This window comes from Cognatiluteimonas telluris (genome assembly GCF_011320095.1).
Taxonomy (GTDB): Bacteria; Pseudomonadota; Gammaproteobacteria; order Xanthomonadales; family Xanthomonadaceae; genus Cognatiluteimonas; species Cognatiluteimonas telluris.
On sequence record NZ_JAANOY010000010.1, the window covers coordinates 1 to 12,842 of the forward strand.

Annotated in this window: 14 protein-coding genes and 1 pseudogene; 12 read left to right on the forward strand and 3 right to left on the reverse strand. The window is 68.5% G+C overall.

The window, feature by feature from the left end:
- The 3 genes and pseudogenes from G7B67_RS07115 to G7B67_RS07125 all read left to right on the forward strand — a co-directional run.
- Positions 1-388: pseudogene (locus tag G7B67_RS07115) on the forward strand (efflux RND transporter periplasmic adaptor subunit); the annotation flags it as partial.
- 32 nt (positions 389-420) lie between these two features.
- Positions 421-1,116 carry an ABC transporter ATP-binding protein gene (locus G7B67_RS07120; protein WP_243412282.1) on the forward strand — a complete coding sequence of 232 codons (696 nt, stop codon included), beginning with the start codon at positions 421-423 and terminating at the stop codon, positions 1,114-1,116.
- Positions 1,113-2,348 carry an ABC transporter permease gene (locus G7B67_RS07125; protein ID WP_166210080.1) on the forward strand — a complete coding sequence of 412 codons (1,236 nt, stop codon included), beginning with the start codon at positions 1,113-1,115 and terminating at the stop codon, positions 2,346-2,348. Before G7B67_RS07120 ends, G7B67_RS07125 begins: the two co-directional genes overlap by 4 nt.
- Before the next feature lie 296 nt (positions 2,349-2,644).
- On the opposite strand, the gene G7B67_RS07130 is transcribed toward G7B67_RS07125, so the two are convergent.
- The gene (locus G7B67_RS07130) at positions 2,645-4,225 is read right to left on the reverse strand and encodes a peptide MFS transporter (protein ID WP_243412283.1); all 1,581 of its coding nucleotides are present in this window, start codon (positions 4,223-4,225) and stop codon (positions 2,645-2,647) included.
- 176 nt (positions 4,226-4,401) lie between these two features.
- Here G7B67_RS07130 and gcvPB point away from each other — a divergent pair, with 176 nt between their 5' ends.
- From gcvPB to G7B67_RS07175, 9 genes are all read left to right on the forward strand, one after another.
- Positions 4,402-5,859: an aminomethyl-transferring glycine dehydrogenase subunit GcvPB gene (gene gcvPB / locus G7B67_RS07135; RefSeq protein ID WP_166210083.1), complete on the forward strand. Its 1,458-nt coding sequence runs from the start codon at positions 4,402-4,404 to the stop codon at positions 5,857-5,859.
- A gap of 2 nt (positions 5,860-5,861) precedes the next feature.
- Positions 5,862-6,242: a diacylglycerol kinase gene (locus tag G7B67_RS07140; protein WP_166210086.1), complete on the forward strand. Its 381-nt coding sequence runs from the start codon at positions 5,862-5,864 to the stop codon at positions 6,240-6,242.
- A gap of 7 nt (positions 6,243-6,249) precedes the next feature.
- Entirely contained in the window at positions 6,250-6,990 is a 741-nt protein-coding gene (locus tag G7B67_RS07145) for a TerC family protein (RefSeq protein ID WP_166210089.1), read from the forward strand.
- Between the two features lie 71 nt (positions 6,991-7,061).
- Positions 7,062-7,751 carry a LemA family protein gene (locus G7B67_RS07150; protein WP_166210092.1) on the forward strand — a complete coding sequence of 230 codons (690 nt, stop codon included), beginning with the start codon at positions 7,062-7,064 and terminating at the stop codon, positions 7,749-7,751.
- A gap of 39 nt (positions 7,752-7,790) precedes the next feature.
- Positions 7,791-8,669, forward strand: coding sequence for a TPM domain-containing protein (locus G7B67_RS07155; protein WP_166210095.1), 879 nt, complete (start codon positions 7,791-7,793; stop codon positions 8,667-8,669).
- Positions 8,669-9,172 carry a TPM domain-containing protein gene (locus G7B67_RS07160; RefSeq protein ID WP_166210098.1) on the forward strand — a complete coding sequence of 168 codons (504 nt, stop codon included), beginning with the start codon at positions 8,669-8,671 and terminating at the stop codon, positions 9,170-9,172. Before G7B67_RS07155 ends, G7B67_RS07160 begins: the two co-directional genes overlap by 1 nt.
- Before the next feature lie 97 nt (positions 9,173-9,269).
- The gene (gene lgt, locus G7B67_RS07165; RefSeq protein WP_166210101.1) at positions 9,270-10,148 is read left to right on the forward strand and encodes a prolipoprotein diacylglyceryl transferase; all 879 of its coding nucleotides are present in this window, start codon (positions 9,270-9,272) and stop codon (positions 10,146-10,148) included.
- Positions 10,149-10,161: 13 nt separating this feature from the next.
- A complete protein-coding gene (locus tag G7B67_RS07170) occupies positions 10,162-10,956 on the forward strand; it encodes a thymidylate synthase (RefSeq protein ID WP_166210104.1) in 795 nt (264 codons plus the stop codon).
- Positions 10,957-11,025: 69 nt separating this feature from the next.
- Positions 11,026-11,517 (forward strand): dihydrofolate reductase, encoded by a 492-nt coding sequence (locus G7B67_RS07175; RefSeq protein ID WP_166210250.1) that lies wholly within the window; start codon positions 11,026-11,028, stop codon positions 11,515-11,517.
- 21 nt (positions 11,518-11,538) lie between these two features.
- On the opposite strand, the gene G7B67_RS07180 is transcribed toward G7B67_RS07175, so the two are convergent.
- Positions 11,539-12,426: a symmetrical bis(5'-nucleosyl)-tetraphosphatase gene (locus G7B67_RS07180; RefSeq protein ID WP_166210107.1), complete on the reverse strand. Its 888-nt coding sequence runs from the start codon at positions 12,424-12,426 to the stop codon at positions 11,539-11,541.
- 31 nt (positions 12,427-12,457) lie between these two features.
- Entirely contained in the window at positions 12,458-12,835 is a 378-nt protein-coding gene (gene apaG / locus G7B67_RS07185) for a Co2+/Mg2+ efflux protein ApaG (protein WP_166210110.1), read from the reverse strand.
- Between the last annotated feature and the right edge of the window lie 7 nt (positions 12,836-12,842).

Sequence of the window (12,842 nt, forward strand, 5' to 3'; positions counted from 1 at the left end):
GGCCGCCCGGCGCGGCGCGCCAACGCCGGTCGCGGGCAGTGGCGGCGCGTCGCTGTTCGGTGGCCGCGGTGGTGGGCAGCGTCGTGCCGGCGGCGGCGACAGCGGCAACCAGGGCGCGCTGCGCCAGCGCATGCTCGAGCGCATGGCCCAGCAGTTCGCCGCGTTCCGTGCCACGCTCACACCGGCACAGCAGCAGCGCTGGGACAGCGCGGTCGCCAACATCGCCAGCGCGCGTCGCGCACCGTTGTACCTGCTGGTCGACGACAAGCCGAAGCAGGTCATCGTCCGCATCGGCGCGTCCGATGGCAGCAACACGGAGGTCTCCGGCGACATCCATGCCGGCGACCAGGTCATCGTCGGCGCCCAACGCGCGCCGGCGGCGCCGTGATCGCGCCGGCCATGGCCGCAACGGGAGCACGCGTGGCCGTCATCCGCACCCAGGGCCTGTGCAAGGTGTACTCGGCCGGCACCGAGGCCGAGGTGGTCGCGCTGCACGACGTCGACATGCGCATCGAGCGCGGTGAATTCGTCGCCATCATGGGTCCGTCTGGCTCAGGCAAGTCGACGCTGATGAACCTCATCGGCTGCCTGGACACGCCCAGCGCCGGCAGCTACCACTGCGACGGCATCGACGTCGCCAGCCTGGATGCCGAGCAGCGCGCCGACCTGCGGCTGGAGAAGATCGGCTTCGTCTTCCAGGGCTTCAACCTGCTGTCGCGGATGAGCGCGCTGGAGAACGTCGCCATGCCGATGGGTTACGCCAACGTGCCGCGCGAGGAACGCCTGCAGCGGGCGCGGGCCGCGCTGGACGCGGTCGGGCTGGCCGCGCGCGCGCAGCACCGGCCGGGCGAATTGTCCGGCGGCCAGCAGCAGCGCGTCGCGATCGCCCGCGCGCTGATCAACCGGCCGCCGATCCTGCTCGCCGACGAGCCTACCGGCGCCCTCGACAGCCGCACCGGCGAGGAGATCCTCGCCCTGTTCAAGCGGCTGCGTGACGAAGACCGCACCGTGGTGCTGATCACCCATGACGCCGAGGTCGCCGCGCACGCCGACCGTATCTACGAGATGCGCGATGGCGAACTGCATGCGGCGCACGTGCCGGGACCGCGCGCATGAACTTCCTGGAAGTGCTGCGCACCGCGGTGTTCGCCCTGCGCGGCAACTGGATGCGCAGTGCGCTGACCTCGCTGGGCGTGATCATCGGCATCGCCGCGGTGATCGTGATGGTCTCGGTGGGCCAGGGCACGCAGGCGGAAATCGACAAGCTGGTGTCCGGGCTGGGTTCCAACCGGCTGGACATCAGCGGCGGCAGCGGCGTCGGCGGCGGTGGCGCGCGCCTGGCGGCGGGCAGTCGCTACACGCTGTCGGTGGAGGATGCCGATGCGATCCGCAAGGAAATCCCCGAGGTGCAATACGTCGCCGCCTCGCTGCGCGGCGGCACCCAGGTCGTGTACGCGGAGAACAACTGGTCCACGCAGTGGCAGGGCGTGCAGCCGGACTGGTTCGACATCAACGAGTGGGTCATCGCCAGCGGCCAGCCGTTCGATGCGCGCGACTACAGCGGCGCCGCGAAGTCGGTGATCCTGGGCGATACCGTCGCGCGGCAGCTGTTCGGCGACGATGATCCGGTCGGCCAGAGCGTGCGCCTGGGGCGGGTGCCGTTCACCGTGGTGGCGACGTTGAAAGCCAAGGGGCAGGGCGGTTTCGGCCAGGACCAGGACGACCTCGTCGTCGTCCCGCTGGAAACCGCGCGGCGGCGGCTGTCCGGCGCGACCGCATTGCCGCCGGGCGCGGTGCAGCAGATCTCCCTCGGCGTGGCCCGCGCCGAAGACCTGTCGTATGTGCAGACCGAAGTCGAGGCGCTGCTGCGGCAACGGCACAAGATCCAGCCGGGCGACGACGACGACTTCAGCGTGCGCAACATCGCGCAGATCGTCGCCACGCGCACTCAGACCACGCGCCTGATGTCGCTGCTGCTGGGCGCGGTGGCGGGCATCTCGCTGATCGTCGGCGGGATCGGGATCATGAACATCATGCTGGTGTCGGTCACCGAACGCATCCGCGAGATCGGGTTGCGGATGGCGGTCGGCGCGGGGCCGGGCGATATCCGGAAGCAGTTCCTGGCCGAGGCGATGCTGATCTCGCTGATCGGCGGCGTGATCGGCATCGCACTGGGGATGGTCGGCGCGCTGCTGGTCGGGAAATTCGGATCGTTGCCGGTGGCGCTCAACGGCAAAGTGGTCGGACTGGCGGCTGGATTCTCGATCGCGACGGGCTTGTTCTTCGGCTATTACCCGGCGCGCAAGGCGTCGCTGCTGGATCCGATCGAGGCGTTGCGGCAGCAGTAGGCTGGCGTTTTGCGTGTTGTCGATGAAGCGGGAGCTTGCGCGCCGGGGGGCCGGCATCCCGGCGGAAGTTCGGATCCAGTGACTTGGCCCTCCGGCTTTCCGTACGGCGTCGGGCGGATGTCGGTCGACGTGATGGCGTAGCCCGGGTAAGGCGAAGCCGCACCCAGGGCGGGATTCCTCCCGGGTGCGCTGCGCTCACCCGGGCTACGGATGCATGGAGTCAAGGATGGCCAAAGGCTCTGATTGCCTTCCAGGCACGCATTTCATTGCGTGTTGCCGTCGCCGCCGCATTGCAGTCACTCCTCGGCAGCGACGCTCGGCATACCGGCAACGGCCGGTGGCAGTGCCTGGCTGCATTGATGGGCCGTCGACAAGCGCTTCATCAGCGGCAACACGGCCACGGCAATCACCGTGCACACCAGCGCCGCCAAGCCGAGCTTGTTGAACAGGCTGGTGTAGATCGGAAGGCTGGCCAGCGGATCGGTGCTGTTGACGGCCGAGATGCTGGCGTAGGTCGCGACGACGCCGCCGAGATATTGGGAAATGCCGGAGGCGACGAAGTAGGCACCCATCATGAAGCCGCCCATGCTTGCCGGGACGTAGCGCGCGACCATGGCAAGGCCGAGCCCGCTGACGAGCAGCTCGCCCAGCGAGATCGCGCCATAGCCCCAGACCATGAGCCAGGAAGACACGCGGCCATCGGGCGCGGCGAAGTGTCCCGAGGCGCCGTAGATGAAGAAGCCGGCCGCCACGATCGCGAATCCGAGCGCGAACTTCGCGGCGATCGACAGATCCTTGTTGCGCTTGCCCGCGGCCGTGTAGGCCCAGGCCAGGACCGGGCTGAGGATGAAGATCCAGGTCGGGTTGAAGGCCTGGAACTGGGCCGGCGACCAATCCCACAGGTGCACCCCGAAGACGTTGAACGCCGGATCGACGTTGCGCAGGGCGAAGAGATTCAGCGAGGTCGACATCTGCTGGTAGAAAATGAAATAGAAGACCGTCTGCACGGTCAGCACCAGCGCGGCGATCAGGCCGGCGCGCTCGCTCCGGCCGGCGATGGCGATCAGGTAGGCGAAGATGCCCAGCACGACCACGCCCGCGACGTAGACGAACGCGCGCGCCACGGCTTCGTGCTGCAGGATGTAGGCCGACGCGAAGACCACCGCGATCCCGGCGGCGAGCACCAGGCCCAGCTTGCCCCATGGCATCGGGCGCTCGTCGGGCGCCGATCCGATGTGCGACATGGCGTTGCGCATCACCGCGTAGTTGGTGAGCCCGATCAGCAGGCCGAAGGCGCAGACGCCGAATGCGATATGCCAGCCCAGGCCGTTGCTGGAGTTGGCGTTGAAGTAGTCCTTCAACCACGGGGTCAGGTACTGGGAGATCATCGCCCCCAGGTTGACGGCCATGTAGTAGATCGTGAAAGCACTGTCGATCTTGGAATCGTCGCCCTCGTAGATCTTCCGCACCAGGTTGCCGGCATTGGATTTGAACAGGCCGTTGCCGACCACGATCACGCCCAGCGCGCAGAACAGGAACCACACGCTCTGTCCCGGCACGACCATCAGCGTGTACCCGGCCGTCAGGATCACCGCGCCCAGCAGCATCGTCCGCCGCGTGCCGAGGATCCTGTCCCCGATCCAGCCGCCGATCGCCGGGGCGACGTAGATCAGGGCCGCGGCCGCGCCCCAGACCAGGTTGGCGCGGTCGTCGGTGAAGCCCAGGCGCTGGACCATGTAATAGACGATCAGCGCCTGCATGCCGTAGTAGCCGAAGCGCTCCCACATCTCGATCAGGAAGATCGTGCTGAAGGACCTGGTCTGGCTCGGTCGCGGGGCCATGGCGTTGGCGCGGGTGGAAGTGGCGGTGGTGTTCATGGTTGTCCGGCAAGCGCCCCCCTCGGGCAATCCCGCATCGATAGCACGCACAGCCCGGAGGACACCCTGCCGAAAGTCACGGTCGCCGGCCGGCTGCTGGGGCGCAGGCGGGCGCTTGTGGCAAAATCCGGGGCTTGCCGCCGCCTGCCTGGCCCTTCCCGGACCCCACACGCCCCATGTTGATCTTCGAGCAGTCCCAGCCCGGCCGCAGCGCCGATGCCCAGCACCCGGCCGCCTCGCCGGTGCCGTCCGACATCCCGAAGTCGCTGCTGCGCACCACCCCGGTCGGCTTGCCGGAAGTGTCCGAGCTGCAGGTCGTGCGCCACTACACCAACCTGTCGCGCAAGAACTTCTCGATCGACACGAATTTCTACCCGCTGGGTTCGTGCACGATGAAGTACAACCCGCGCGCCTGCCATTCGATCGCGCTGATGGACGGCTTCGCCAATCGCCACCCCTACGCGCCCGACCTGCTGTCGCAGGGTTTCCTGTCATGCATGCACGACCTGCAGGAAATCCTCGCCGAGGTCACCGGCATGAAAGGCGGCGTGTCGCTGGCGCCGATGGCCGGCGCGCAGGGCGAATTCGCCGGCGTGGCGATGATCATGGCCTACCACAAGTCGCGCGGCGACCTGGCGCGCAACGAGATCATCGTCCCCGATGCGGCGCACGGCACCAATCCGGCGACCGCGGTGATGTGTGGCTGCGTGGTGCGCGAGATCCCGACGCTGGACAACGGCGATGTCGACGTCGAGGCGCTGAAGTCGGTGCTCGGCCCGAAGACCGCCGGCATCATGCTGACCAACCCGTCGACGATCGGCGTGTTCGAACGCCGCATCGTCGAGATCGCCAGGCTCGTGCACGAAGCCGGCGGCCTGCTGTATTACGACGGCGCCAACCTCAACGCGATCCTGGGCAAGGTGCGTCCCGGCGACATGGGGTTCGATGCGATCCACATGAACCTGCACAAGACCTTCTCCACGCCGCACGGCGGCGGTGGCCCGGGCGCGGGCGCGGTCGGCGTGAGCGAACGGCTCAAGCCGTTCCTGCCGATCCCGATGGTCGCGAAGAACGACGACGGCAGCTACCGCTGGCTGCGCCGCAAGGATCGCCCGCAGACGATCGGCCGCCTGTCGGCCTTCGCCGGCAACGCCGGCGTGCTGATCCGCGCCTATGTCTACGCGCGCATGCTCGGCCGCGAAGGCATGACCCGGGTTGCCGAGTACGCCACGCTCAATGCCAATTACCTGGCCGCGCAGCTGCGCAAGGCCGGCTTCACGCTCGCGTATCCGGAGCGCCGCGCGTCGCACGAATTCATCGTCACCGTGCAGCCGCAGAAGAAAGCCAACGGCATCACCGCGCTGGACTTCAGCAAGGCGTTGCTGGACCACAACATCCACGCGCCGACCAATTACTTCCCGCTGCTGGTGCCCGAGTGCCTGCTGATCGAGCCGACGGAAACCGAAAGCAGGCAGACGCTGGACGAATTCGTTGAAGTGATGGCGGGCCTGCTGGCCGAGTCGCGCGAGGATCCCGAACGCATGAAGGGCGCGCCCTACACGATGCCGGTGCGGCGCCTGGACGACGTCAAGGCGGTCAAGGAACTCGACGTTTCGTTCCGGCCGGCGGCCTGATCGTGGCTGACGCGTTCGGCCACCTGCCGCGCGGTCCGCGGCGCATCCTGCTGGCGACGAAATGGTCGCTGCAGGGCCTGCGCTTCGCGTGGCTGTACGAGTCCTCGTTCCGGCTCGAGGTCTACCTGCTGGTGGTGCTCGGACCGCTGGGTTGTTGGCTGGGGCAGACCCCGATCGAGCGCGTGCTGCTGGTCGGCAGCGGCCTGCTGGTGCTGGCCGCCGAACTGTTGAACTCGGCGATCGAGGCGGTGATCGAGCGTTACGGCGCCGAGCACCATGAACTGGCGGGGCGCGCGAAGGACATGGGCTCGGCGGCGGTGTTCGTGCTGATGGCCAACGTCGTGCTGACCTGGGCGCTGATCCTCGCGCCGCGTTATCTGTGAGGGTCCGATGAGCCTTGCCATGCTGGCCGACCCGCAGACGTGGATCCTGCTGGTCACGCTGAGCTCGATCGAAATCGTGCTCGGCATCGACAACCTGGTGTTCATCTCGATCGCCGTCAGCAAGCTGCCGCAGGCCCAGCGCGAACGCGCGCGCAAGTTCGGCATTGCCGCCGCCTGCGTGACCCGGGTTGCGCTGCTGCTGACGCTGGCGTTCCTGGCGCACATGAAGGAAGACCTGTTCCAGGTCATGGGCCACGGCTTCTCGGTGCGCGACCTGGTGCTGTTGCTGGGCGGCATCTTCCTGGTGTTCAAGGGGTCGCTCGAAATCCGCGACCAGATCGTCGGTGAGCCGGAGTCCGAGGACGTCCATACCCGGCCGGCGAATTCCTTCTTCGCGGTGATCGCGCAGATCGCGGTGATCGACATCGTGTTCTCGCTGGATTCGGTGATCGCCGCCGTCGGCATGGCCGAGCAGTACGTCGCGGTGATGGTTGCGGCGATCCTGCTGGCGGTGGGCGTGATGCTGTGGGCATCCAAGCCGCTGGGCCGGTTCATCGAGAACAATCCGACGGTCAAGATGCTGGCGCTGGCCTTCATCGTGCTGATCGGTGCCTACCTGGTGCTCGAGGGCCTGGAAATTCACGTCCCCAAGGCCTATGTCTATGGATCGATGGGCTTTTCCGCGCTGGTGGAAGGGCTCAACCTGTGGGCCAAGCACCGCGCACGCGCCGCCAAGCACGCGGATTGACGCCCGTTGCACGGCGCCCCGGGCGATGCTGCAATGCCCCGCCAATCCAGTTCTCGCCACGGAGTGCTGCCATGCGCGTCATCTCGCCAGTGCGTGCGGTCCTGATCCTCGTCCTCGCCTGCCTGCTCAGCAGTTGCGGTTACAACCAGATCCAGCAGAAGGACGAGGCGGTCAAGGCGGGCTGGTCGGAAGTGATCAACCAGTACAAGCGGCGCGCCGACCTCATCCCGAACCTGGTGAATACCGTCAAGGGTTACGCATCGCACGAGGAGCGCGTGCTGACCGAAGTGACGCAGGCGCGCGCCAGGGTCAGCCAGATCAACGTCAATGCCGATGACGCCGCGTCGCTGCAGCAGTTCCAGCAGGCGCAGGGCGAACTGTCCAGTGCGCTGTCGCGCCTGCTGGTGGTGACCGAGAACTACCCCAACCTCAAGGCCGACCAGTCCTTCCGCGACCTGCAGGCACAGCTGGAAGGCACCGAGAACCGCATCACCGTCGCCCGCGGCCGCTACATCCAGGCGGTGCAGGACTACAACACCTATATCCGCTCGTTCCCGCAGAACCTGACGGCGAAGATGTTCGGCTACCAGACCAAGCCGAACTTCACGGTCGAGAACGAGCAGCAGATCCAGCAGGCACCCAGCGTGGATTTCGGCGCACCGGCGCCGGCACCGACGCAGGCGCCGCCGATGTCGCAGCCGTTGCCCCCGCAGCAGGCACCTTCGTCGCAGGCGCCCGTATCGCCCGCGCCGCAGGGCTGAGTGGCCCCGCAGGCGTCCCCGGCCACCGCGCGTGACGGGATGAAGCGTCCCGGCCCGCGTTGGCTGGCGTTGCCAGCGCTGTTGCTGGTTGCGGCGATGGCATGGGCGCAGGCGCTGGCGCCGATTCCGCCGCTGGATTCGCCGGTGGTGGACACCACCGGCACGCTGACTGCGGCGCAGAAGCAATCGATGGTCCAGCAGGCGCTCGCGCTGCAGCAGCGCAAGGGCAGCCAGTTGCAGATCCTGATGGTGCCCACGACCCAGCCCGAGGCGATCGAGCAGTACACGACGCGCGCCTTCGACCAGTACAAGCTCGGTCGAAAGGGCGTTGACGACGCGGTGCTGGTGGTGGTGGCCAAGGACGATCGCCGCGTGCGCATCGAGCCGGGCTACGGGCTGGAAGGCGCGATCCCGGACGCGATCGCCAACCGGATCATCCAGGAATACCTGGTTCCAAAATTCCGCGCCGACGATTATGCCGGCGGCCTGGCCGACGCGACGGCGGCGCTCACCCGGCTCATCGATGGCGAACCGCTGCCCGCGCCGATGGCCGACAACACCCCGGCCGGCCGTGACGGCGGCGACTGGGTGTTCGCCCTGGTCGTGGCCTTCGCCGTCGCCCAGATCGTGCGCGGCATCTTCGGCCGCGCGCCGTCGCTGCTGCGCGGCGTGCTCGGCGCGGGCGTCGCCGGCGCGGCCGCATGGCTGATCTCGTCGCTGCTGCTGGTCGGTGGCATCGGCGCGGCGATCGGCTTCTTCCTCGCGCTGGCCCGGCCGTCTGCCGGCGGCTTCGCGCGCGGCGGCGGATTCGGCGGTTTCGGCGGCGGCGGATTTGGCGGGGGTGGTTTTGGCGGCGGTGGCGGCTGGTCGGGTGGTGGCGGCATGAGCGGAGGCGGCGGCGCCTCGGGGAGCTGGTGATGGCGCTGGACCTCGCGCGCCTGCTGCGGCACCTGTTCGCACGCCCTGCGCATGCGCTGTATCCGGCCGACAGCCTGCAGCGGATCGCCGACCGGATCGCCCAGGGCGAACGCGCGCACCGGGGGCAGGTCTGCTTCGCGGTCGAGTCGTCGCTGCCGCTGGCGGCGGTCATCGCCGGCCATGACGCGCGTGCCCGCGCCCTGGAGGCCTTCGCGCGGCTGCGGGTATGGGACACCGAGGCCAACAACGGCGTGCTGGTGTACCTGCTGCTGGCCGACCACCGGATCGAGATCGTCGCCGATCGCGGCGTTGCCGCCTGCATCGACGACGCACAATGGCGCGGCGTCTGCGCACAGATGGAGCAGCGGCTGGCTCGCGGCGAAGCCGAAGCCGCGGCGCTGGTCGCGATCGAACGCGTGTCGGCGCTGCTGGCGGCGATTTTCCCGCGCGATGAAGGCGACCTCGACCACAATGAGTTGCCCGACCTGCCCAGGCTGCTCTGAACGCACGCCGGCCCGCGGTCGCTACAGGCGGGCGGGGTCGGGCAAAATGGCCCCGCCCGCCGGCGCCCTCCTTTCCTGACCCGGACACGCATCGCGCATGATCTACCTGCACCAGCTGGACCCCGTCGCCCTGGCGCTCGGGCCATTGCAGATCCACTGGTATGGCGTGATGTACCTGCTGGCGTTCGCGGCGTGCTGGTTCCTCGGCCGCCTGCGCATCCGCGCCGGGCGCCTGCCGGGCGTCGACGAAGCCGGCTACGGCGACCTGCTGTTCTACTGCATGCTCGGCGTGGTGCTGGGCGGGCGCATCGGATACATCCTGTTCTACGACCTGTCCGCCTACATCGCCCATCCGCTGGACGTGCTGAAGATCTGGCAGGGCGGCATGAGTTTCCACGGCGGCCTGCTCGGCGTGCTGGTGGCCGCGTGGTGGTGGTCGCGCCGGCAGGGGCTGCATTTCTTCGACGTCGCCGACTTCATCGCGCCGCTGGTGCCGCCCGGGCTGGGCTTCGGCCGCATCGGCAACTTCATCAACGGCGAGCTGTGGGGCAAGTTCACCCACGCCGGCTGGGGCGTGATCTTCCCCACCGCGCCGGAGTTCATCGGCTGGACGCCGGCGCGGTTGCAGGCGGCCTACGCCGCCGGCGCGCTGGACCAGTACGCGCGCCATCCCTCGCCGCTGTACGAGGCGACGCTGGAAGGGCTGGTGATGTTCGTGGTGCTGTGGGTCTATTCGCGCAAGCCCCGGCCGCGGTATCGCATCGCCGCGCTGTTCGCGCTGATGTACGGCTGCTTCCGCTTCCTGGTGGAGTTCGTGCGCGTACCGGACGCGCAGCTGGGCTACCTCGCCTTCGGCTGGCTGACGATGGGCCAGGTGCTGGAACTGCCGGTGATCGCCTTCGGCCTGTATTGCCTGTGGCGTTCGTTCGGCGCGCCGACGCTGCGCCCGCAGCCGCTCGCGGCCGACGCCCGCTGATGGCGGCGCCGCGATGAAGCCATACCTCGACCTGCTGCGCCACGTGCTGGAGCACGGCACCGAAAAGGCCGATCGCACCGGTACCGGCACCCGCAGCGTGTTCGGCTGGCAGATGCGCTTCGACCTCGCGCAGGGTTTCCCGCTGGTCACCACCAAGAAACTGCACCTGCGCTCGATCGTGCACGAACTGCTGTGGTTCCTGAAAGGCGAGACGAACGTCGCCTACCTGCGCGACAACAAGGTCTCGATCTGGGACGAGTGGGCCGACGCCGACGGCGAACTCGGCCCGGTCTACGGCAAGCAGTGGCGGCGCTGGACCGGCAGCGACGGGCGTGAGATCGACCAGCTGCAATGGGTGCTGGACGAGATCCGGCGCAATCCCGACTCCCGCCGGCTGATCGTCAGCGCGTGGAACGTGGCCGACCTGCCGCGGATGGCGCTGATGCCCTGCCATACGCTGTTCCAGTTCTACGTCGCCGACGGCCGCCTGAGTTGCCAGCTCTACCAGCGCAGCGGCGACATCTTCCTCGGCGTGCCGTTCAACATCGCCAGCTACGCGCTGCTCACGCACATGGTCGCGCAGGTGTGCGGGCTGGGCGTGGGCGACTTCGTGCATACGCTCGGGGATGCGCACCTGTATTCCAACCACTTCGAGCAGGCGCGCGAGCAGCTGGCGCGCACGCCGCGGCCGTTGCCGGCGCTGAAGCTCAACCCGCAGGTGCGCGACCTGTTCGCGTTCGAATTCGACGACATCGCGATCGAAGGCTACGACCCGTTGCCCGCGATCAAGGCGCCGGTGGCGGTTTGAAACCGACGGGGGCCGGTGCATGCCGCAAGGTGCCGCGCGACTGCGCAATTGGCGTTGGATGAATACGTGATGGACGTCAGCCTGGTCGCGGCGCTCGATCGCCACCACGCCATCGGCAAGGGCAACGCGCTGCCGTGGCACCTGCCCGCCGACCTCCGGCGCTTCAAGGCGCTGACGCTGGGCAAGCCGATCCTGATGGGGCGTCGCACCGCCGAGTCGCTCGGCCGCGCATTGCCGGGCCGCCGCAACGTGGTGTTGACCCGCCATGGCGTCGCCCCGTTCGACGGCATGGAAGCGGTGGCGACGCTGGACGCGGCGCTGGCGATCGGCCGCGAGGCCGGCGCGCTGGTCGTGATCGGCGGCGGGGAGGTCTTCGCCCTCACGCTGCCGCTGGCCACGCGGATGGAACTGACCTGGGTCGACACCGTCGTCGACGACGCCGACGCATTCTTTCCGCGCTTCGATCCGGCGCGCTGGCAGGTGGTGTCGCGACAGGCGCATGCCGCGGACGCGAAGCATGCGTTCGACTTCGAATTCGTGGATTACGTCCGGCGGGCGTAACGCCACGCGGCCCGGGCAGAATCAGGCGTTGCGGATCGCCGGCCGCCCCGGTCCGTGCGATGCCTGCCGCGGCTTGTGGACCTGCGCCGGCACGTCGCGTCCGGGCACCTGCACCACGCGCAGCTCGTCGGTATCCAGTTGCAGGGCGGTGAGCTTGCCGCCCCAGACCGCGCCGGTGTCGATCATGTGCACGCCGTTGCCGATGAACAGTCCCAGCGTCGACCAGTGGCCGCAGACGATCTTCAGGTCGCGCTCCACGCGACCGGGCACCGCGTACCACGGATACAGCCCGGCCGGTTGCGAGCCGGGCGCGCCTTTCTCGTCGAAGGCGATGCGCCCGCGCGGCGTGCAATAACGCAGGCGGGTGAACACGTTGATGATCGCGCGGTCGCGATCGCTGCCGGTGAGCTTCGGCGACCAGCTCGGGCGGTCGCCGTACATGTTCTTGAGCAGCTTGCGGTAACCGTCGCCGCGCAGCCGCGCCTCGACTTCCTGCGCATGCCGCAGCGCCAGTGTCGTGGTCCATTTCGGTGCCAGTCCCGCGTGCACCATCATCCAGCCCAGCGCGCGGTCGACATGTACCAGCGGCTGGCGGCGCAACCAGTCCAGAAGCGTGTCGCCATCTTCGGCGAAGAGCACGCGCTGCAGGTCGGGGTTCACCTTGCGCTGCTCGTCGCGGCTGCGCTCGCCCACCGCGAGCAGCGACAGGTCGTGGTTGCCCAGCACGACGACGCTGCTGTCGCGCAACGAATGCACCAGGCGCAGGGTCTCCAGCGACTCGCCGCCACGGTTGACCAGGTCGCCGCAGAACCACAGCGTGTCGGCCGCCGGATCGAAGCCGATGCGCTCGAGCAGGCGCCGGGTCGGTCCGTAGCAGCCCTGCAGGTCGCCGATTGCCCAGATGCTCATGCGGGGCTCATCCTGGTCCCGTCATGCCGCGTCAATGCAGCGTTCGCGGCACGCACAGCGTGAATTGCGGAATCGGCGCGTCGAAGCGGGTGCCGTCGTCGGCCAGCATCTCGTAGCTGCCCTGCATCGTGCCCAGGTGCGTTTCCAGCACGGCGCCGGAGGTGTACGAGAAGTCCTCGCCCGGCCGCAGCCACGGCTGCTCGCCGACCACGCCTTCGCCGGTGACTTCCTGCACCTGGCCGTTGGCATCGGTGATCACCCAGTGCCGGCCCAGCAGCCGCGCCGGCACGCTGCCGTTGTTGCGGATGTGGATGGTGTAGGCGAAGACGTAGCGGTCCTGCTCGGGCTCGGACTGCTCGTCGAGGTAACGCGTGGCGACGTCGATCGTGAAGGCGTGGTCCTGGCTCATGCCGCGC

Bases quoted from the DNA above. Each gene is read 5' to 3' on its own strand.
- G7B67_RS07125 (WP_166210080.1), top strand. From the start codon at position 1,113: ATGAACTTCCTGGAAGTGCTGCGCACCGCGGTGTTCGCCCTGCGCGGC.
- G7B67_RS07130 (WP_243412283.1), bottom strand. From the start codon at position 4,225: ATGAACACCACCGCCACTTCCACCCGCGCCAACGCCATGGCCCCGCGA.
- gcvPB (WP_166210083.1), top strand. From the start codon at position 4,402: ATGTTGATCTTCGAGCAGTCCCAGCCCGGCCGCAGCGCCGATGCCCAG.
- G7B67_RS07145 (WP_166210089.1), top strand. From the start codon at position 6,250: ATGAGCCTTGCCATGCTGGCCGACCCGCAGACGTGGATCCTGCTGGTC.
- G7B67_RS07150 (WP_166210092.1), top strand. From the start codon at position 7,062: ATGCGCGTCATCTCGCCAGTGCGTGCGGTCCTGATCCTCGTCCTCGCC.
- G7B67_RS07155 (WP_166210095.1), top strand. From the start codon at position 7,791: ATGAAGCGTCCCGGCCCGCGTTGGCTGGCGTTGCCAGCGCTGTTGCTG.
- G7B67_RS07160 (WP_166210098.1), top strand. From the start codon at position 8,669: ATGGCGCTGGACCTCGCGCGCCTGCTGCGGCACCTGTTCGCACGCCCT.
- lgt (WP_166210101.1), top strand. From the start codon at position 9,270: ATGATCTACCTGCACCAGCTGGACCCCGTCGCCCTGGCGCTCGGGCCA.
- G7B67_RS07170 (WP_166210104.1), top strand. From the start codon at position 10,162: ATGAAGCCATACCTCGACCTGCTGCGCCACGTGCTGGAGCACGGCACC.
- G7B67_RS07175 (WP_166210250.1), top strand. From the start codon at position 11,026: ATGGACGTCAGCCTGGTCGCGGCGCTCGATCGCCACCACGCCATCGGC.
- G7B67_RS07180 (WP_166210107.1), bottom strand. From the start codon at position 12,426: ATGAGCATCTGGGCAATCGGCGACCTGCAGGGCTGCTACGGACCGACC.
- apaG (WP_166210110.1), bottom strand. From the start codon at position 12,835: ATGAGCCAGGACCACGCCTTCACGATCGACGTCGCCACGCGTTACCTC.